General features: G+C 38.1%; 20 protein-coding genes and 3 pseudogenes. 9 read left to right on the top strand and 14 right to left on the bottom strand.

Features of this window, described 5'->3' with window-relative positions; translation table 11 throughout:
- Positions 1 to 5 precede the first annotated feature (5 nt).
- The gene (locus ADU73_RS02005) at positions 6 to 575 is read left to right on the top strand and encodes a histidine phosphatase family protein (protein WP_046872352.1); all 570 of its coding nucleotides are present in this window, start codon (positions 6 to 8) and stop codon (positions 573 to 575) included.
- Between the two features lie 195 nt (positions 576 to 770).
- On the opposite strand, the gene ADU73_RS10560 is transcribed toward ADU73_RS02005, so the two are convergent.
- From ADU73_RS10560 to ADU73_RS02030, 6 genes and pseudogenes are all read right to left on the bottom strand, one after another.
- Positions 771 to 929 (bottom strand): hypothetical protein, encoded by a 159-nt coding sequence (locus ADU73_RS10560; RefSeq protein ID WP_100077841.1) that lies wholly within the window; start codon positions 927 to 929, stop codon positions 771 to 773.
- A gap of 89 nt (positions 930 to 1,018) precedes the next feature.
- Positions 1,019 to 1,426: a GNAT family N-acetyltransferase gene (locus tag ADU73_RS02010; protein ID WP_046872360.1), complete on the bottom strand. Its 408-nt coding sequence runs from the start codon at positions 1,424 to 1,426 to the stop codon at positions 1,019 to 1,021.
- Between the two features lie 173 nt (positions 1,427 to 1,599).
- Positions 1,600 to 2,641: pseudogene (locus ADU73_RS02015) on the bottom strand (zinc-dependent alcohol dehydrogenase family protein).
- 168 nt (positions 2,642 to 2,809) lie between these two features.
- Positions 2,810 to 3,784: an amidohydrolase family protein gene (locus ADU73_RS02020; RefSeq protein ID WP_056986217.1), complete on the bottom strand. Its 975-nt coding sequence runs from the start codon at positions 3,782 to 3,784 to the stop codon at positions 2,810 to 2,812.
- Positions 3,785 to 3,795: 11 nt separating this feature from the next.
- Complete coding sequence (locus tag ADU73_RS02025; protein ID WP_052694561.1) at positions 3,796 to 4,248, bottom strand: MarR family winged helix-turn-helix transcriptional regulator; 453 nt, start codon at positions 4,246 to 4,248, stop codon at positions 3,796 to 3,798.
- Positions 4,249 to 4,371: 123 nt separating this feature from the next.
- On the bottom strand, positions 4,372 to 5,175 hold the full coding sequence (locus tag ADU73_RS02030) for a Cof-type HAD-IIB family hydrolase (protein ID WP_046872358.1): 804 nt from the start codon (positions 5,173 to 5,175) through the stop codon (positions 4,372 to 4,374).
- Between the two features lie 180 nt (positions 5,176 to 5,355).
- On the opposite strand from ADU73_RS02030, the gene ADU73_RS02035 reads away from it, so the two are divergent.
- Entirely contained in the window at positions 5,356 to 5,712 is a 357-nt protein-coding gene (locus ADU73_RS02035) for an aldose epimerase family protein (protein WP_062913128.1), read from the top strand.
- A 75-nt stretch (positions 5,713 to 5,787) separates the two neighbouring features.
- On the opposite strand, the gene ADU73_RS02040 is transcribed toward ADU73_RS02035, so the two are convergent.
- On the bottom strand, positions 5,788 to 7,155 hold the full coding sequence (locus ADU73_RS02040; protein WP_062913107.1) for an ISLre2 family transposase: 1,368 nt from the start codon (positions 7,153 to 7,155) through the stop codon (positions 5,788 to 5,790).
- A 125-nt stretch (positions 7,156 to 7,280) separates the two neighbouring features.
- Between ADU73_RS02040 and ADU73_RS02045 the strand changes: the two genes are divergently transcribed.
- The 3 genes from ADU73_RS02045 to ADU73_RS10470 all read left to right on the top strand — a co-directional run bounded on the left by ADU73_RS02045 (position 7,281) and on the right by ADU73_RS10470 (position 9,053).
- Positions 7,281 to 7,763 (top strand): aldose epimerase family protein, encoded by a 483-nt coding sequence (locus ADU73_RS02045; protein WP_193394631.1) that lies wholly within the window; start codon positions 7,281 to 7,283, stop codon positions 7,761 to 7,763.
- Positions 7,764 to 7,917: 154 nt separating this feature from the next.
- Complete coding sequence (locus ADU73_RS02050; protein ID WP_046872348.1) at positions 7,918 to 8,562, top strand: histidine phosphatase family protein; 645 nt, start codon at positions 7,918 to 7,920, stop codon at positions 8,560 to 8,562.
- Between the two features lie 329 nt (positions 8,563 to 8,891).
- Positions 8,892 to 9,053, top strand: a complete 162-nt coding sequence (locus tag ADU73_RS10470; protein ID WP_155387004.1) for a hypothetical protein — start codon at positions 8,892 to 8,894, stop codon at positions 9,051 to 9,053.
- Between the two features lie 52 nt (positions 9,054 to 9,105).
- Here ADU73_RS10470 and ADU73_RS10650 read toward each other — a convergent pair whose 3' ends face one another.
- The 6 genes from ADU73_RS10650 to lacA form a co-directional block, all read right to left on the bottom strand.
- Positions 9,106 to 9,228: a hypothetical protein gene (locus tag ADU73_RS10650; protein WP_257722206.1), complete on the bottom strand. Its 123-nt coding sequence runs from the start codon at positions 9,226 to 9,228 to the stop codon at positions 9,106 to 9,108.
- A gap of 14 nt (positions 9,229 to 9,242) precedes the next feature.
- On the bottom strand, positions 9,243 to 9,920 hold the full coding sequence (locus ADU73_RS02055; RefSeq protein ID WP_046872347.1) for a DUF4867 family protein: 678 nt from the start codon (positions 9,918 to 9,920) through the stop codon (positions 9,243 to 9,245).
- Positions 9,921 to 9,985: 65 nt separating this feature from the next.
- Positions 9,986 to 10,981 carry a tagatose-bisphosphate aldolase gene (gene lacD, locus ADU73_RS02060; protein WP_046872346.1) on the bottom strand — a complete coding sequence of 332 codons (996 nt, stop codon included), beginning with the start codon at positions 10,979 to 10,981 and terminating at the stop codon, positions 9,986 to 9,988.
- Between the two features lie 342 nt (positions 10,982 to 11,323).
- A complete protein-coding gene (locus ADU73_RS02065) occupies positions 11,324 to 12,700 on the bottom strand; it encodes an ISLre2 family transposase (RefSeq protein WP_062913129.1) in 1,377 nt (458 codons plus the stop codon).
- Positions 12,701 to 12,881: 181 nt separating this feature from the next.
- Entirely contained in the window at positions 12,882 to 13,400 is a 519-nt protein-coding gene (gene lacB, locus ADU73_RS02070; protein ID WP_046872345.1) for a galactose-6-phosphate isomerase subunit LacB, read from the bottom strand.
- Positions 13,401 to 13,719: 319 nt separating this feature from the next.
- Positions 13,720 to 14,148 carry a galactose-6-phosphate isomerase subunit LacA gene (gene lacA / locus ADU73_RS02075; RefSeq protein WP_046872344.1) on the bottom strand — a complete coding sequence of 143 codons (429 nt, stop codon included), beginning with the start codon at positions 14,146 to 14,148 and terminating at the stop codon, positions 13,720 to 13,722.
- A 376-nt stretch (positions 14,149 to 14,524) separates the two neighbouring features.
- Here lacA and agaB point away from each other — a divergent pair, with 376 nt between their 5' ends.
- The 4 genes and pseudogenes from agaB to ADU73_RS02095 all read left to right on the top strand — a co-directional run bounded on the left by agaB (position 14,525) and on the right by ADU73_RS02095 (position 17,172).
- Entirely contained in the window at positions 14,525 to 15,016 is a 492-nt protein-coding gene (gene agaB, locus ADU73_RS02080; RefSeq protein WP_046872343.1) for a PTS galactosamine transporter subunit IIB, read from the top strand.
- A 102-nt stretch (positions 15,017 to 15,118) separates the two neighbouring features.
- Positions 15,119 to 15,882: pseudogene (agaC, locus tag ADU73_RS02085) on the top strand (PTS galactosamine transporter subunit IIC).
- Positions 15,872 to 16,702, top strand: coding sequence for a PTS galactosamine transporter subunit IID (agaD, locus tag ADU73_RS02090; protein WP_046872341.1), 831 nt, complete (start codon positions 15,872 to 15,874; stop codon positions 16,700 to 16,702). Before agaC ends, agaD begins: the two are co-directional and overlap by 11 nt.
- 26 nt (positions 16,703 to 16,728) lie before the next feature.
- The gene (locus ADU73_RS02095) at positions 16,729 to 17,172 is read left to right on the top strand and encodes a PTS sugar transporter subunit IIA (protein ID WP_046872340.1); all 444 of its coding nucleotides are present in this window, start codon (positions 16,729 to 16,731) and stop codon (positions 17,170 to 17,172) included.
- 399 nt (positions 17,173 to 17,571) lie between these two features.
- On the opposite strand, the pseudogene ADU73_RS02100 reads toward ADU73_RS02095, so the two are convergent.
- Positions 17,572 to 18,779: pseudogene (locus ADU73_RS02100) on the bottom strand (group II intron reverse transcriptase/maturase).
- Positions 18,780 to 18,914 lie beyond the last annotated feature (135 nt).

The raw sequence follows: 18,914 nt of genomic DNA on the forward strand, positions 1-18,914 counted from the left end.
AACTAATGAAAACTTTATACCTTGTTCGTCATGGTGAAACACTTTTTAATGTGGAACATAAAATTCAGGGCTGGTGTGATTCACCGCTGACCCAAAATGGCATTAACCAAGCAACCCAATTAGGTGAATTCTTTAAAAAGATCCACCTTGATCACGCTTATAGTTCAACTTCAGAACGTTGTTGTGATACAACAGAATTGATCTTACAAAATTGCATGCCCTACACGCGCTTAAAAGATCTGAAAGAACAAAATTTTGGTGCCTTTGAAGGAGAAAGTGAAGATCTAAATCCTCAAACTCCAAAAGATTACGAAACATTTTTCTTGCCTTATGGTGGTGAATCATCAAATACCGTTGGAAAACGAATGCTTACGTGTCTCACCTCAATTATGACAAAACCAGATAATGGCCAAGTGTTGGCCGTTTCTCATAGTGGCGCCTGTTTTAATTTTTTACGCATGCTACAGGATCCCACAGAAGAACTGCAAAAAGGCTTTTCCAACGGAACCATTTTTGTTTATCACTTTGACCAAAATCAGTTTCAATTGGCAAAGGTAATTCGAAATTTTAAATAAATCTATCTAATTATTACAAATAATCATGCGGTAATCAACATAATTTCGTTAGGCTAAACTGCTTAATGGCAGCACCTGAAGTCATTTTTGTACTTTCAACCTTTAAAATTAAAATAAGATCATTTCACAAATGCTTTTTTGGCATCCAGAAATGATCTTATTTTTTCGTAAATAGAAATCACGAGGCAAATATTTCTATTTTAATCCAGCCACATCGCGCTGTTTACGATTTGCCTCTTGTGTTACATAATGAAGAACCGTTTTGTATTCTTTACGTGTAGCATCTTTTGAAAAAGTTCCAAAATTACGATCATACTTTTGCATGATTTTTTCAGCATTTTCTTTATCAGTCATCTAACAGTTTCTCCAATTTTGGTTCATTGTACGTCTCGGGTAAAACCAGTCGTACATTTATTACATCGTCAATACCATCTATACAATTATTAATTCCATCGCGTATCTTTGAAAAAGGTACGAATATGATTTTTTTCAGCATCCAGTAATCCAACTGATGTATAAAAAACCTTTGTTGCGTCCTCATCATCCGTAATCAAAACTGTCTGACCAACAGGGTAGGCTCGCGCTAATTTAGTTATTAAGTTGCTTCCAATCCCTTGCCGTTGATAATCAGGCAATACTAAAACATCTTGAATAAACAAAATAGTTTGCTTATCTGTTATTCCTCTTGATAAACCCACTAGCTTTTCATTCGACCATGCAGTGATAGCTACCGAATTTTGAAATGCACTTTCTAAATTTTCTTTGTTTTGTGTATATGCAACCCAACCAACGGCAGCATATAAACTAACTAATTGATCTTGATTTGGTATTTGTTTTGAGTATTTAATCATAATGATGCCTGCACTTTCTTTGATCACAATAACAAAGCAATTATTTAGTGCAGTAAAACTCACAATCCAATTTTAGCCATTTGATTTCCTCACAACTCTTTTAACTAGCCAATTTAAACATATTTTCAGTTTCTAAACAGTATGAATTTTGATTAACGTGATTTTTGATTTATTTACCCTTCGCTAATGACCAACAAGGACTTAATAGCAGTTCGTTTGTCCATTGCTTCATAAGCATCTTCAATATGATCCAAATCAAATCGTTTTGTGAATACTTTTCCAGGATTAATCTTGCCAGCCAAAACAGCATCCAATAAAATTTCTTTATCATACGTTGTCACAGCTGCAATTCCACCACGTAAACCAATATTCCGGAAGAAAAGATTATTCGTATTCATATCTGCTTTTTGAGGAATCCCCACTCGACCAACAACTGCACCGGGACGACCAACCTTTACAGCCGTATCAACGGATTGTTCCATGCCCACACACTCAAGCACAGCATCTGCACCGGTACCAGTTAATTCCATCACGTGTTTTACAGCTTCATCCCCACGTTCTGGAACAATATCGGTTGCGCCAAACTCAAGTGCCAACTTTTGCCGATCTTCGTGCCGACTCATCGCAATGATACGTTTGGCACCACGTAGTTTAGAAGCAATGACGCCGCACAAACCAACCGCACCATCACCCATCACAACTACTGTATCGCCTTTTTTAACTTCAGCAGTTGCGGCTGCATGATAGCCAGTTGCCATGACATCTGACAAGGTTAAAAGTGAATTTAATTGTGCATCAGAATAATCCTTGGGGTTGACCAGGAATCTTTACTAATCCCCAGTTAGCGTTTGTATATCGTAAATATTCAGCTTGATAGCCACCCTTAGTCCCAGATACCGGATTCAAACAATCACCATCAAAACCTGCTAAACATGCAGCACAATGACCACATCCATGGGTAAATGGTGCGACAACAAAGTCTCCGGGTTTGATATCCGTAACTTCAGACCCAACTTCTTCTACAACCCCGATTGCTTCATGACCAACTGTGACGTTCGTGTCTCGTTTTGAAATGCCACGATACCACCATAAATCAGACCCACACACGCAGGCTCTCACAATTTTAATCAGTGTATCAGTTGGTTTTTCAATTTGTGGCTTTTCTACTTCATGAACTTCCATTTTTCCTGGTCCCATAAATACTGCTGCTTTCATAAAGACATCTCCCAAATAAATTTTAAGTCCTTTACCTAACATTCTACAGTATTTATCATAAACCTTAAAGTTCACTTCACGGCAAGTACTTTTTTAGTTTTTTGATATCAAAAATGGCCATTACGTTTGCTTTTTCAATCGAAAGCACGTAATGACCATTTTAATTTTCTATAGTTTGAATAGTTTTTCTGCTGTTCCATGGGCAAACTGTTCACGTTGCTCGTCACTAAGATCAGCTTCAGTAATGAACTTCTTAACGCTATCTTTTCGTTCAATATAAGGATAATCCTCTGAATACATTAAGTGATCGGCACCCATTTCGGTAAGAACCATCTGCAATTGAGGATCCGTGAACATGCCAGATGGGGTGACATACACGTTCCGTTTATAGTAATACTCAAATGAATGAGGCAAATCAAGACCTGAGAATGGCAAAAACTCCGATAGTCGTTCCAAGAACATTGGGACAAATTCACCCCAGTGACCGGAAACTAATTTAAGGTTTGGATACTTTTCCATTAAGCCCGAAATAATTAAACGAACCATCTGAACACCTTGCTCCATGTGCCAGCCCCATGCAGCACCGCCCATAAACGTAGCCAATGCTGGTGAATAAGCCTTACTGTCATATAAAATGGCCTTCTGCTCATCTTTAATAACCCCAGGGTGCAAATACAAAGGCACATCCAACTTAGCAGCCATGGCAAAGATTGGTTCGAATTTCGGATCATCTAGGAATTGCCCATCAATCGTACCACTAATGATAGCTCCCTTTAATCCAAGCGTTTTAACCGCTCTTTCGAGTTCCTTCGCAGCCTCTTCTGGTTTGTTAACCGGTAAGGCAGCTAGACCAGCCAAGCGATCTGAACGTGCAGAAACGGCTTCTGCCAACGTATCATTCTGGGCACGACAAGCATCAACAATATATTCATCAGGTAATACTTGTGGCGAATTACCAGCATCAGAAATTACCTGCATATCGATTCCATACTTATCCATATATTCAATCCGTTTATCGAAATTAGTTAAAGTCTTCCCCAAAATTTCTTGGTGAGGATTATTGTTTTTCACTTTAGAATAGGCGTTAAACTGCTTAATGTTTGCTGGTGTATCAAAATGCTCTTCAACGGTAATAATTTTCATAATTTTTCTCCTTAATTTTCATCTGAATTATCATGGATATGACTCATTGTTCGTAAGGCATTAACAAAACTTTTTTGATCGAAATTTGAATCTTGTGCTTTGATACCTGTGATTAACTTAGCTTCTTCAGCATCAAGAATCTGCAGGATTTGTGGATAAACTGTTGTCCCCTTGTCAGTTAAAACAAGTTGATAAGCCCGTTTGTCTTGCGGATGCGGATGACGTTTTACAAAACCTTGCGTAATCAATTGTTTAACTGCTCTAGTGACATTACTTGGATCAATAAATTCAGTTTCTCCCAACTTTTTTTGGGTAAGACCAGGGTTATCATGAATTTTTAAAATATAAAAATACTGACTGGCGCTCAATCCAATTTCTGCAAGCTGCTGATCAAGACTCTGACTGACTTGCCGACTAGCAATCATTAACCATTTGTGAATCGAATTATCGCGAGACTCTGTCAAAACTATCACCTCTTGATTTCATATTATATGTCTATATAGTTGCGTACGCAACTAATTTGCCCTCAAAAAAATTGCTAAGATTCAGTTCTCTCAACAAAACCAACCTTAGCAACTTTTTTTATATTACTCATTTTTAGCGAAATATGTTTTCAAGAAATCAGCAACCCCGTCATGATTATTATCCAAAACAGTCACATGATTGGCAGTCTTTTTGGCTTCCGGTGTCCCGTTTGCCATTGACACCCCAACACCGGCACTAGCCAACATTTCCAAATCATTTTCGGCATCCCCGAACGTCATCAAATTTTCTCTCGTCCAGCCCAAATGGTCCAATAACACATCCAGAGCTGAGCCCTTATCAATTCCGGGCTTTAAGAATTCGAGAATCATTGGCTGCGAACGCACAATGTGAAACTCCTTGCTTAATTGCGCTGGCATTTCGGCCACAATTTTATCTAACGTTGCCGGTTCGGTACAGATAACTGCCTTGCTGTAGTCGACATCCGGAATTTTAGCGAAGGGCACGTGCAAAAAGTGCATATTGCCCCCCAACCGTTTTTCATAGCCCGAAAGTGGTAAGTCGTTGATTGGATAAACGCCGTTAAAATCAAGAATATCTAACGGATAGTTATGTGCCTCACAGAACTCATGTAAATGCGTAAAGTGATCCCGTTTCATTCCTTTTTCCATCAATGGTTTTTTATCCACATTATGAATTACGAGCGACCCGTTAAAATTAACAGAATAATCTTTTTCGTTCATTAGCCCTAATTGTTTAAGCCAATCCCAAATTGCATTAATCGGGCGACCTGTACATAATACAACGGCTTTACCTGCCTTATGTAGCTTTTTTAATGCCGCAGTGTTAGCTTCACTAATCTTTTTGTCCGAATTAAGTAATGTATTATCTAAATCTAGTGCTATCATTTTGATCAAAATTCAGTACCTCCACCTTTGTTGCCTTTAATTAGAATTTTTTCTTAAGTTTTCTGAAATAGTTTGAAAGATTTCTAAAGTTCTCAAATTTCATCAGAGAAAGCCTTTACATTAATTGTCAACTGTTCCATCATATACCTGTACCCAATAAATTGAAAAGAGGCAATATGAATGATTACAATTAAAAACAGTAAACTAGAAGTTGAAATTGATCAACTTGGTGCGCAAATCACTCATGTGACAGATGTTAAAGGACAGTTTGATTACATTTGGAATGGAAAAGCATGGAAACGTCATGCCCCGATTCTTTTCCCATCAATTGGGAGATCAAATGATGATCACTATGTGGTTGATGGTCAAACTTATCCAATGCCTCAACACGGTTTCGCCCGTGATTTACAATGGGAGAATGTTCGTAAAGCCGACGATCAAGTTTTGCTTCAATTAAAAGCTAGTCCGAAAACTAAGGAATATTATCCATTTGATTTCACTTTACAAGTTGATTATAAACTAGTTGGCAAACAATGACAAACAAACAATGCCATAGTATGTGTCAAGTTTTCCTAGGTGCCTTATAATCAACCAAATATTTATACACAATAATTAGTTTGAAAATATTTTTGCCATTGCTCCGATAGGGCTACTTGTTGGGGCATCAACTGGTATTTTACCTGAAAGAACTCCAATATGCTTAGAATGGTGCTTGTTGCTCAGCTGAGCTGGACTCAACGTCTTCAATGATTCCGTAGCGATCTCAATCGTTAGCTCTTGTAACTTTCTTAAACCACCACGTAAGTATTTATCTAGCTTACCGTTTACCCGAGCTTCAATTAATTTCAACATAGCCTCAAGGCCCTTTTCGGACCATACTTTGCCTTGCTTTTTCATTCGATACGTGTACGCTCTGTGTGAGCTTTCAACGGATCCCAATTTGCCGACCCTCATGAAGCCACGATCGTGTGGAGACTTTATAAACTGCCAATTTCTTGCCAAATATTGTCTTAGGACCCTTAGGCTCTCAAGTTCCTTATCAGTTTTAATTTGCGACTCAAATGTATCTAAAATAACGTTTAACTGATTCTGATCATACAGGCTAACGCTCTTAACGGCCTTATCAACCAATGGATTAAATAAACCAAAGGTTTGTTTAATCTTTTTGACAAAGTGATACCGATCGATAGTAAATTCAACTCTTTGAGCACTCGGAACTATTTCTCGCATACTTTTCGGGTTATACCCTGGGCCACCATCACTTGCTGTAAACACGGTCATTTCACTGATTTTATAATACTTCTCAATGTAGTCAGTTACTCGTTTTTGAACCTTTTTTTGATTGATACCAACAAACTCAACTTTGTTTGATCTTGTTCCATCTAATCCTGATTCAAAAACAATGTAATGGTGGACGTCTTGTCTTCGTCGATTAATTTTGTGTATCTCAAAGGCATCGCCTTCAACCACTAAGTTTTCAACTTTTCGTTTCTTAACTAGTTTCTCTTCGGACGATTTTTCTTCTGTCTTCACGGTATCTGCCATGTCTCTGATAATTCGGTCTACTGACCAGGCACTAATATCCGTCTGACTTGCCAGATTGATCATTGCGGCCGTATTTCTCATCGTTGTCGTTTGCCCAATTTTGGCAACGACACTTTTAAAATAAGGTGAAATTCTTTTTCTTTCTTCCAACTGAAGTTGTTCATCCAACGGGAAGTAATAACTTCCATTGGGTCGAAGATAACATCTTCTTTCAAAATTCACGGCGCCAAACATAAACTCAATTGTTCTGGCCTGTCGATTAATGAATGTATTTTCTGCCGGAATTGATGGAACGAGTGTTTCATCTAATTGCCTCAGATATTCAGCTACAACCAGCTGGAATGACTTCCTAAGATGAAGAATTACCTGCTCCTCTAAATCAAATAAACTGTCTAAATTTCCCAATGATTCAATAAAATCTGCTAAAATATACATGAAAGACCTGTATCCTTTCCTTTAATCTTCGTCGATTAAAAGGCTACAGGTCTTTTTCTATATATTCAACTCAAAATGAATATTCCTAGAATTTTATTGACCATCTAGGAAAACCTTACACTAACATGCCATATGCCTTGGGATCTCATCCTGGCCTTAACATCCCTATCGATGATGACGGTGTTTTTGAAGACTATCGCTTAACATTCGGTCCTCATCCAAAGGAAATTCAAAAATTAGGCATTAATCCAGCACCTTTCCGTGATGGCACAAAGGCTCCATTTGAAGCTCTTGATGGTAATGTTTTGAAATTAGATCATAGCACATTTGATGATGGTTTAATTATCCTGGATGCCAAAAAGATTGAAACAGTCACGGTTAGCTCCGATCAGACTGCCCATCAAATTAAATTAAACATCAAGCATTTCCCATACGTCACGCTTTGGACCATGGAAAATGCCACTGAACCTTATCTTTGCATTGAACCCTTTGCTGGTTTGCCAGATCAAGCTAGTGATCATCCAACTGATTGGGCTAACAAAAAGGGTAATAATTTTGCTGAACCAGGCGAAACCCAATCCTTTGAATATGGAATTGAATTTTCATAAACCGATTTTTACTAATTAAAAATGTTAAAATGAGAACAGTGCAAAATTGCACTGTTCTTTTATCTTATTAATTATCGAGAGTGTTTTTACTCTTATATGGTAAAAACGCGTTCAAAAGGCAACTTTTGAACCCTCTCAGAATGGAAGGATTCTTATCAAAAAATTTACCGTTTATCTCGTTCGTCATGGTGAAACTTATCTTAATAAATATGACCGGATGCAAGGCTGGGCCGATGCACCACTCACACCACAGGGCATTCAAGATGCTCATGATGCAGCTAAAAAATTGCAGGGAATCCACTTTACACAGGCTTTCTCTAGTGACCTCACCCGTGCAGTTGATACCGCCCACTTCATTTTAGAAGATACTAAAAACACTGATTTACCTGTAACGCAATTAACTAATTTGCGGGAAGCTTTCTTTGGTTACTTTGAAGGTGCTAATGGTCCTGAAACCTGGGATACAATCTGTCGCCCACTTGGATACGATGGTGTCGACTCCTTTTTAGAAGATCATTCTTTTTATGAAGCCCGTGATGCAATGCACAATGCCGATCCTTTTAAAGACGCTGAAGATAGTCAAACCTTTAAGAAGAGAATTCTTGCCGGGATCGACCAACTTGTCAAAAACGCCAACAATGGCGATACTTTACTCGTTGTTTCCCATAGTGATGCGATGAGAAGCCTCATTCAATTACTGGATCCAACCATCGATGTCCATTTACCAATTAAAAATGGCAGTGTTAATATTTTAGAATTTACCGATGCGACGGCTAAAGTGACAACTTATAATGAATAACTAAAGCTTGAAGGCACAAAAATAACTTCAGTTACTGTTATAAAGCATTTTAGTCCACCAAAGTTAGGTTAATTGTCGTTTTCCGGCTCACTTGGCCTGGAACGGGGTGGGTACGATTTGAAGCCAAGCAGTTCACTTGTCTTCAAAATCGACCTTTATCTAAGCGGAAAACCGCTAAGATAAATTTCACCCCTGAGGCCAAAACGCCTCCAAACTGGTAAAGCTTTGTACTTTCAACCTTTAGTGAATAAGCTTATCAGCAAGCAGTTTATTTCTGTTTTGCCTCCCAGCATGAGAAAATGAAGTAACTCAAGAAAGCAGGTGGCAAAATGAGTGATAAAAAACAAACTGACATGCCAGCATGTTTAATTGAACCTACTGGTAAAGATAAAATTACACAAGATAAGTTAAATCGAATTCACGATGAGTTGGTTAATCGTCAACTTGTCGAATTAGGAATTACCCCTCGTAAATTAGATAAAATAAAGTAATCAAAAAATGGTGCTACCTTTAATAGGTAGCACCATTTTTTATCTTCAACTATTACGCTTTGGTAATTGGAAACTCAGCAATTTGTTCTTTGATCTTTGATTGCTGTAATGTTTCTACGGTATCAATTTCATTTTTTTCTTCTGTTGATAATGTTTTCTTTTCTGTGTCAGCCATTTCGATCTACCTCTTTATTTTTGAATTGGCTTAATGTCGATTAATTTGCCTTTGACACCAGGTAAGATTCCCTGTGCAATCTTGTCAGTTCTAACGGCATGCGCCATCTGGAACTTATTTTTTTTGACAATCATTTTATTGGTTGTTTTAAAACCTGCTGGTAATGGTTGATTGGTTCCTTCCAATACCATGACAATTGCTTTAAAACCACTATTATCCACCTTGCATGGACTGTAATGTAACGTGTCACTGTACATTTCAAATACTGTGCCACGTGGTACAAAGAAGAGTCTAGCATTTTCTTCAGCATTGTACTCATAATCATGAATGTCTTGGCGTTTACCTAAGACCATTACAACATCGGTGAAAGTAATATTAACTTCACTCCCCTGATGAAATTCAATTGCTGAAAACGAAGTGCTCTGCCCCATACAAGGACCTGCTGAAATTGGCATTCCAGCATAAACATCAGTCGCAATTTGTTGAATTGTAGCATCATCTTCAATTGCCTTATCATCTGGAATATAATCGTTATGATCACTTGGAATCTTGATTTGAGAATCCATGTAATCTGTTACTTTACTTAGATCATACTGCTTATAGACTAGGCCATAATTGGCAAATGCATCACTATTAATATCATAAATAGTTTTATCTGGATTGGCCTTTTTAATTGCATCAAAATTACTCATAAATTATCTCCATTTTTAGAAAAAGAGTTGCACCAACTTGGCACAACTCTTAAGGTTAAAAGCAATTATTTTTGAACTTTGTCGAACCATGAAGTTGCTGTATCAGCTAAGACTTTGTTCAAATCTTCAATGTTCTTACGGCCTTGTGTTTGTAACCACTTATGACCGGCTTCTTCGCTTTCACCAGCAAATGGTTCAACTGAATGACGCCATGTTGCACGGCCACAAAGGACACCGTTAAATGTTGAGCCTGCTTCTTTAGCAAACTTCAATTCTGCTTGGAATAATTCAGCTGAAACACCAGCACTCAAGAAGATGAATGGTAAGTCAGTTGCATCGCTTTGTTCCTTATAGTACTTAGCAGCATCTGCTTTACTATAAACAACATCAGAACTGTCTTTAGCAAATCCTTCAACGTATGCTTGGTTAACTGGAACTTCAAGCTTCAAGACATCAACACCATATTGTGGCTTTGAAAATTCTTTAGTCATTTCAATAACCTTATGTGGCTTTACTTTAGCGAATTCCTTGCCAGTTGCATCGTCGTTGTTAGCATCATATGATACTAATTCCAAGAATAATGGCATATCTTCGCCTTTGCATTCACTGCCTAAACGTTCGATAAAGACTTGTTTGCGATGATTAATATCTCCGCCTTCATCTGGATCGTAGTAAAGCAAGAACTTGATGGCATCAGCGCCTTGTTCCTTCAAACGACGAACTGACCAGTCATCCAAAATGTCTGGGAAACGGCCAGGCTCAGTAGCGTCATAACCAGTGCGTTCGTATGCAAGCAATAAGCCAGCACCATCTGCACGAGCCTTTGAAGCTGGAAGTCCGTATTGAGGATCCAACAAAATACCTGTTGCATATTGTGTTAATTCACTTGATACAGCAACTTTAAAGTCTTCGATTTCTTTTTGTGATGCTTCTTTGCCACTTGCAGCACCAATCATTTTTTTGAGTGAGCCACGTTGGTCAATTGCTAAAGCATCAATAACGCCATCTTTATTAGATAAAGCTTTGATTCCTTTTTCCTTGCCTGGTGTTAATTTCAACATAAAATAATTACCCCTTTTTTGTTTTTTCATGATTACTTATGAATTATTTAACGGTTTCATTATAGGTCGCTTGTTACATTTTTTCAATAAGACAGCATTTCAAGTATGTGTCAAGTTTTAGTAGGTTGTACTTCTAATTAGATTTTATTTAAGCTTTTACCTGCTTTTTGTTCCGTTCCGGCGCTGATGTGGGGCCGTGTGGGTCGCTTGCGAGCTAACTTCTGTCCCTCATCAGGCCAGAAGTGGATCTCTCCAGTCTTCCCATGTCTCTAAGCGATAAATCGCCAAGTGACATCGACACACTCTTTCATCAACGCCTCCACTACACCTATTATTCAGGTTTTACGAAATAATCTTCACCAAATTACCCATAGCACTACTGGTTGCTGCATCTAGGTGAAGACTACCATGCTTGATTCCTTGATGTTGCGTAAAGGGTTGCTTAAGAAAATGACTTGCAGATATGTTAACTGGTTTGACGTTTATTGGTGAGGCGGCGGGGACATTTAACATTGCCGCTTCCAGTTGACCATTAATTTCACTCGTAATCACATTGACCATTGCTTTTAAGCCAGGTATACTCCAAGAACGACCTTGATGCTTTAATCGGTACGTAAAACGACGATGGTTACTTTCACAACCACCCAAGCACACATTTTCAGCCGTTAAGCTGCGCTCAACAGCTGGTTTTAAGTAATTCCAATTACGCTTCAAATAACGCCGTAAAAGTTGAATTGACTCAAGACTATCTGTATCGCTAGCTATTGATTCACAAGTATCAAGAATAACCTGAATTTGGTCACTATCCCAATTATGAACAGCCTGAAATAACATATTTTGTAGTTTCTTAGGCATCATGCTTAATCGCTTACGAATTTTTCGATTCAAGTGATAACAATCTAAAAAATGTTCATGTTTTTTTGCCCCAATTGCTAATTCATCAAAGCAGGATGGTTCATAACCACTGCCATTATCGCTACCGGTGATCACCGTAGTGTGTTGTAAATCATAGTTTTGACTTAAATAATCTTGTGCTTGCTTAAAAACTACTCGGCGGTTTAATCCTGTAAACACATGCCGGTTTAGCGTCTGTCGGCGCTGGCCATTTTGGGTAATGCCTTCCGTTAATTGAAGTCGGTGCACGAAGATATTCTTATGGTGGTGTTTAGCCTTTATGGCGACACAAAAGGCATCACCTTCTAGATATAAATAAGGAACTTGACGTTTCTTTGCTACAGTTACTAACGTGGTTTCTTCACGCTGCTTTTCACATTGCGTACCTGCTGTTTGATAAAGTTGACCAACTTTCTGATGACTGATAGAAAGTGGGGTTAAAAGGTTAACAGCCAAAGCTGTTGTCCGTAAAACACTATGTGAAGCTAGCTTGGCAACCTTTTCGACCATTAAGGGTGAAAATCTACTTCGTGGAATTAACTGCAAATAACGATCTAAAGGAAATACATATTTTTTATCAGTTAGTTTCACTAACCGGCGTTTGAAAGTCACGGCCCCACACATAAAATTCAAAGTTCTTTCGCGCTTGCCCACAATTTCTTGGTATTCTGTTTTGCCAATTAGAAGATCATCAAGATCTTCTAACGCCTGGCCTAAGGCAGTGGCAATCAACGTCTGACACTGCATCATTAAATTTTGTTCCGCATCAAATAAATTATTACTATCCTTTAAAACTGTCATGATTTCTGTTAATATTTGAGACATGAAGACCGTTACCTCCTAATTTTTGGCTGCTATACCTAATTAGAAGATTAACGGTCTTCTCTTGTTTTGAAAAGACTTTTTTTCACTTTCCTACTAAAACTTTACACTAACGCATTTCAAAAAAATGATTGCTCTTACTGAGACTAATGCTCAAAAGTTATTCACCTTTTGAAAGCACTCTCTAGTCGTGATAAACGCCTTCAGCCCATTTTTCATTTTCTTCATCAAAGAAGTGTGGGTTATCTTTTTGATCTGGGTTTGGTTTCGCAATATGGTCGATTTTATCGATAATCTTCTTGTTTTCTGGTGTTTCTTTATATTCAGAGTTCAAGAATACCGAAATAATATCTTCACAAAGATGTTCACCAACTGTTGCGCCACCAAAACCAATGATATTAGCATTCAATTCTTCTTTAGCATAACGTGCAGTAAGCAAGTTAGGTGTTAAAGCAGCACGGATTCCTTCGTTTTTGTTGGCTGCAGTATTGATACCAATCCCAGTACCACAAAGAACAACACCCAAATCAGCCCGGCCATCAGCAACATCTTCAGCAACTCGTTTGCCATAAATTGGGTAATGGGTCCGAGTTGTATCGTAAGTTCCTTCATCGATAACCGTGTATCCTTCGGACTTCAAGAAATTTGAAAGCTTAATTTTAACATCTGTAACAATATGGTCATTACCAATAGAAATAATCATGTGATTTTCCTCCTCAAAATTAATGTTTATTTTCGGGACGGATGTCCATCTGAACTACGCTGCTAAAGCATCTAGTTAGACTGGCTCCTCCTCGTATTTTATGTTTACTTGTTTTTAAAACGGTTTCAATTTTTGATATGACATTCTGTTCACTTTAATCTAGAACTGCTCGGTGAATAAACGTCCTTCTTCACACACTTTAGATCGGCTTCAAAGAGCATTTGCCTCCGCTGAGTTACACATAACGAACGATCCTAAAACCCGGATCATTCGCCATGCTAGACTCTGCTCAGCAAATAACCGCTCTTTTCAGCACACTTTAGATCATCTTATTCAGCATATCCAAACGAACTTGATGACGACCGCCAGCATACTCTGTATCCAAATAATATTGAACAATGTTATATGCTAACTTCTCACCAACAACGCCACTACCAAGTGAAATCGCCTTTGCACCATTATGCATCGCTGTCATATGTGCTGTATTCTCTTCAACCACATTAGCAGTAACCATTCCTTTAACCTTGTTACTTGCCATGGCAGAACCTACACCATATTCATCAAACATAACCGCTTTGTCAGCATTACCATTTAAAACTTCTTTGGTAACAGCAAGTGAAGAATCTACGAAGTCTTCTGCAGGCTTTTCACTAACATCAATTACTTCGTAGCTGTGATCCAACAAATACTTCTTAACTTGTTCCTTTAAATTAAATCCTTTTTTGTCTGAACCAATTACGACTTTCATGCAAATCTCTCCTTTTGTTTTTGTTTTAAGCAAGCTTGCAAATGTTTTTATTTGTTTGTTTGTGTTTACTAACAATCTATCATATTTTTTTTTAATAGTCAATCATAAATCAATCAAATACTATTGAATGTTCTTCATAAATTCTTATGTTTTTACTATATATAGAAACATTTCTGCAAGAAAACTCTAAATTTAGTTTTGAGTCTTCTGTTTGAATTAAACTAATAAAAGAAAATTTCAAAAATAGTCTTGATAAATGAAAGCGCTTTGCTATCATTAGCTTGTAAACAGAAACGCATCAATAAATGAATTATTTTGTTTATAAATGTTAGTTTCTTATTTTATTTTAAATCAATGGATAAGGAGGTGAACAAATATGGCCGCAGACATTTTATTAACTAGAATTGATAATCGATTGGTTCATGGACAAGTTGGAGTTACTTGGACCCGTGCCTTGAATGCAAACTTAATTTTGGTTGCCAATGACTTAGCCGCAAAAGATCCTTTACAGCAAAAGCTGATGTCCACAACAGCCGATTCATCTGGTGCCGATATTCGTTTCTTCACTCTTGAAAAAACGATTGACATCATTGATAGGGCTGCTGATCGACAAAAGATTTTCATTGTCGTTAAAACACCTGCAGACGCAAGAACTTTAGTAGAAGGAAATGTACCTATTAAAGCGATTAACGTTGGAAACATGCATTTTGCTCAGGGCAAAACGGAAATCACAAAGAAAGTTTATGTTGATGCCAAAGATAAAGAAGATCTTCTCTATCTTGCAGGTACAGGAGTCAAAATTTATATACAGGATTATCCTGGTGATAAAGAATCTGAAGTAAATGACCAGTTATTGAAGAATGTCTGATTATTGATCCTTGGATTTTTCACAGTTGTTTATATTTTATTTTGGAGGTGAAGCATAATGTCTATTACTATGGGACAAGGTATTTTAATTGCAATTTGGGCCATGATCGCCGGACTAGATTGTTGGTTACAAGCTTTCTTTATTTTTAGACCTATTATTGTTTGTACAATTACAGGACTAATCTTGGGTGACCTACAGTTAGGTGTTATTGCTGGAGGACTTACTGAACTTGCATTTGCAGGTTTAACTCTAGCCGGCGGTACACAACCACCTAACACAGTGCTTTGTGGGATTATGACAGTTGTTATTGCTAAAGCAAACGGAACTGCCCCTGCAACAGCGATTGGTCTTTCATTACCATTTGCTATGTTAATGCAATACATTTTGTTACTGTTCTACTCATCATTCTCTTTATTCATGAGTAAATTTGATAAATATGCAGCAGAAGGTAACGCTAAAGCATTTAAGCGCTTAAACTTCGTTCCGCTCACAATTGTTACATTGTCATTCGGAATTGTTGCTTTCTTAAGTGCTTATGCTGCTCAAGGTCCAATGCACACTTTGTTACATCAATGCCACAATGGCTAACGCACGGCTTTGAAATAGCCGGTAGCATTCTTCCAGCTGTTGGTTTTGCGATGTTACTTAAAGTAATGTTGAAGCCACAATATTTCCCTTATCTACTACTTGGATTTGTTATGTCAAGTATGATTCCATTCTCAAATGTTCTCCCTGTAGCTTTGGTTGGTGCAGTGTTTGCAATGATCGAGTACTTCAGAACTAGTGAGACTAATGAATTAAGAACTGAAATTAAAGGCTTAAAGGATTCATCTAATAGCGGAGGAGGTTATAACGATGGCATCTAATAATACTGTAGAAAAAAAGAATACTGGAAAAAGAAAAAGTCTTTTTACTAATCATGAAATATCGATGTTAGGTATTCGTTCTAACCTCGTTCAAGCTTCGTTTAGTTATGAACGAATGCATGCGCCAGGTTGGACATGGGCTCAATTACCCTACTGGGAGAAAATTTATAAAGGTGATAAGGATGGATTAAAACGTGTTATGACAGATAACATGGAATTCATTAATAGTTCACCACCCTTGTATCCTATCCTAATGGGCTTGCTTCTCACAATGGAAGAAGATCACGTTGATCCTACTACTATTAAAGGTTTAAAGAATGCCTTATTTGGTCCTATGGCAGGTATCGGTGATGCTATTTTCTGGTTTACCATTATGCCTATTGTTGGTGGTATTTCTGCTTCGATTGCCAAAAATGGTAATGTTTTCGGACCAATCTTGTTCTTCCTTGTTTATTTGTTCCTTTTCTGGTCAAGAATACCTTTAGCACATTTAGGCTATAACTTAGGTACAAGAGCTATCGATGTTATTGAAGACAATTCTAAGGTTATTTCACATGTTGCTTCAATTCTTGGCCTAACAGTTATTGGTGGTTTGATTGCTTCTTACGTCACCATGAAATTAACCATTACGATTGGTGCAGGTGGTAATTCTGCCATTAGTTTACAGAAAGATCTTTTTGATAAGATCTTCCCAAACATCCTCCCATTTGCCTTTGTATTCTTCCTATACTGGTTATTAAAGAAGAATATTAATCCTCTTTGGTTAATTGTAATTACTTTTGTTCTCGCAATTGGAATGTCCTTTATTGGTTGGATGTAAAAGATTATTAAGTTGGAGGTTTTTAAATGAACGACAAAATTAACGTTATTGTAAGTGGCCATGGAAAATTTGCTACAGGAATGCAAGGTGCCCTTCACCTATTGACCAAAATTCCAGATACCTTCCAGTTTGTGGATTTTGAAGAGGGTTTGTCAGATGATGACTTAAGAAAGAAATTTCAAGCTATTCTGAATGAGCATGCAGGAGAACAAATCTTGTTCTTTACTGACCTTCTGGGTGGTACACCCTACAAAGTTGCAGCAGAATTTGCAGTTAAAAGCGATAATACTGAATTAGTTGCTGGTTGTAATCTTGGTTCTTTGCTTGAAACAATTTACATGCAATTTGATTCAGCTAGTGCTTTAGCAGATGCACTTGTTACATACACAAAGAGTGGTATTGACAAGTTTAGTATGGATACTGCCACTACTAGTGACAACAACACTAATGACTTTGCAGATGGCATTTAAAAATCTTTATCCCAAATAATTTCTACAACGTGTTAAAAAATAAAAACTTCGATCATTCACAGTATGAGCTTACCGCGATGTTCGAAGTTTTTTTGTATCTCTTTTTTATAACCATTCGTAGTATCATACCTCAAAACTAAAGTTAAATACCCCTTTCTCTTTCACCACTAAATTCGCCACAAAAAATACTTGTGCGTCTTCAAAACAGCATCAGTCACTCATTTCCTGTGGTCATTTAGTTTTAATATGGACAGAGGTACATAGGATCTCAGTCAATAGCCCTTGACTACATTAATCTATTTAAAGGTTCTAGCAATCGAGTAGGAGGTAGTTGATTAATTCAACTACCGACCGCTCACACCACCGTACGTACGGATCCGTATACGGCGGTTCAGTAATTTAAGCATTCTGAATAGACTGGAGGGTCTTGGTTAGGTTCATCAAACCAAGACCCTCCAGTTTTTCATTTGTCAGGATATACAATACTGTTTTGCTATGTGCCGTACGCCAGTACCCCTTACGGGTATTAGCTGACTTAATCGCATCGCTATTGGATAGCCCTAATCGTTTCAAGTTAGTTATCTTCGTTTTGATTTTCTTCCACTGTTTCCAAATATACTGACGAATCCGAGACCTTAACCACTGGTCCAACGCGTGAGTGAAACTCGTCATTTTACCAACAGAAAAATGCTGTAACCATCCGAGCATCTTTTGACGAATTTCAACGAACATTTTGACCGTTGATACTCCTCGGCTACGCTTAGTAATATGCTTAAGTTCTTGCCTAATTCTCATCTTGGATTCTGTTGCCGGTCGCGCATAGGCGCCACCACGTCCAACTCCCAACGAGAAGCCTAAGAACTTTAGCCGTAAAGGAGAACCAACTCGCGTCTTCTTTTGGTTGACCGTTACTTTCAACCGACTTTCCAGAAAATTCGAAATACTCTTGAGGACTCGCTGTCCGGCTCGCTGGCTTTTAACGTAAATGTTACAGTCATCGGCATACCGGACGAATTTATGTCCTCGCTTCGTCAATTCTTTATCAAGCTCGTTCAAGTATTCTTCAATAAACTTAATCAGTAAATCATGGTTCACAGTATCAAAGTACGCTTTTAGGTCTAGGTCAACCACTTGGTGATATATCCTCCATTGTAAAATGAAGTAACCTGTTTAATGGCCTGCTGCGCACTCCTTCCAGGACGAAAACCAAAACTACTATTCGAGAACACTTGCTCAAACACTGGGCTCATAACTTGGGCTACCGCCTGTTGGACCATACGGTCAACAACTGTCGGAATTCCTAATTTACGGGTACCTCCGTTGGGCTTGGGAATCTCTACTCGTTTAACCGGCGCTGGTTTATAAGTGCCATTTACTAGTTGTTCAAGTAGCTCTTTCCGGTGTTCTTTCAGGTATGGCAAAAGGTCTTTAACGGTCATGCCGTCTAAACCAGCTGCTCCTTTATTCTTGGTCACCCGTTGATAGGCTAAATTCAGATTATTTCGGGCTAAAATCAAGTCTTGAAACTTAATGCCACTCATGCTTGTATTTTCACCAGAGGCAGTGCTACGCGCCCCGATATGCGCTTGGCCTTCCAGGCCTGCCATCCATCGGTGGTCAGCTATTTGTTCTGTCTTCTGCGATTTTCGCACTGCTTCCACCTCCAATATCAATTACGAGTTATTACTGTTCAGTCCTTCGTTCACTTCGTGGACTACTATGACCTCGGCTGACTCCTGCAT

Origin of the sequence: Pediococcus damnosus (assembly GCF_001611155.1) — a bacterium.
Lineage (GTDB): Bacteria > Bacillota > Bacilli > Lactobacillales > Lactobacillaceae > Pediococcus > Pediococcus damnosus.

Bases quoted from the DNA above. Each gene is read 5' to 3' on its own strand.
- ADU73_RS02005 (WP_046872352.1), top strand. From the start codon at position 6: ATGAAAACTTTATACCTTGTTCGTCATGGTGAAACACTTTTTAATGTG.
- ADU73_RS10560 (WP_100077841.1), bottom strand. From the start codon at position 929: ATGACTGATAAAGAAAATGCTGAAAAAATCATGCAAAAGTATGATCGT.
- ADU73_RS02010 (WP_046872360.1), bottom strand. From the start codon at position 1,426: ATGATTAAATACTCAAAACAAATACCAAATCAAGATCAATTAGTTAGT.
- ADU73_RS02020 (WP_056986217.1), bottom strand. From the start codon at position 3,784: ATGAAAATTATTACCGTTGAAGAGCATTTTGATACACCAGCAAACATT.
- ADU73_RS02030 (WP_046872358.1), bottom strand. From the start codon at position 5,175: ATGATAGCACTAGATTTAGATAATACATTACTTAATTCGGACAAAAAG.
- ADU73_RS02035 (WP_062913128.1), top strand. From the start codon at position 5,356: ATGATTACAATTAAAAACAGTAAACTAGAAGTTGAAATTGATCAACTT.
- ADU73_RS02040 (WP_062913107.1), bottom strand. From the start codon at position 7,155: ATGTATATTTTAGCAGATTTTATTGAATCATTGGGAAATTTAGACAGT.
- ADU73_RS02045 (WP_193394631.1), top strand. From the start codon at position 7,281: ATGCCATATGCCTTGGGATCTCATCCTGGCCTTAACATCCCTATCGAT.
- ADU73_RS10470 (WP_155387004.1), top strand. From the start codon at position 8,892: ATGAGTGATAAAAAACAAACTGACATGCCAGCATGTTTAATTGAACCT.
- ADU73_RS10650 (WP_257722206.1), bottom strand. From the start codon at position 9,228: ATGGCTGACACAGAAAAGAAAACATTATCAACAGAAGAAAAAAATGAA.
- ADU73_RS02055 (WP_046872347.1), bottom strand. From the start codon at position 9,920: ATGAGTAATTTTGATGCAATTAAAAAGGCCAATCCAGATAAAACTATT.
- lacD (WP_046872346.1), bottom strand. From the start codon at position 10,981: ATGTTGAAATTAACACCAGGCAAGGAAAAAGGAATCAAAGCTTTATCT.
- ADU73_RS02065 (WP_062913129.1), bottom strand. From the start codon at position 12,700: ATGTCTCAAATATTAACAGAAATCATGACAGTTTTAAAGGATAGTAAT.
- lacB (WP_046872345.1), bottom strand. From the start codon at position 13,400: ATGATTATTTCTATTGGTAATGACCATATTGTTACAGATGTTAAAATT.
- lacA (WP_046872344.1), bottom strand. From the start codon at position 14,148: ATGAAAGTCGTAATTGGTTCAGACAAAAAAGGATTTAATTTAAAGGAA.
- agaB (WP_046872343.1), top strand. From the start codon at position 14,525: ATGGCCGCAGACATTTTATTAACTAGAATTGATAATCGATTGGTTCAT.
- agaD (WP_046872341.1), top strand. From the start codon at position 15,872: ATGGCATCTAATAATACTGTAGAAAAAAAGAATACTGGAAAAAGAAAA.
- ADU73_RS02095 (WP_046872340.1), top strand. From the start codon at position 16,729: ATGAACGACAAAATTAACGTTATTGTAAGTGGCCATGGAAAATTTGCT.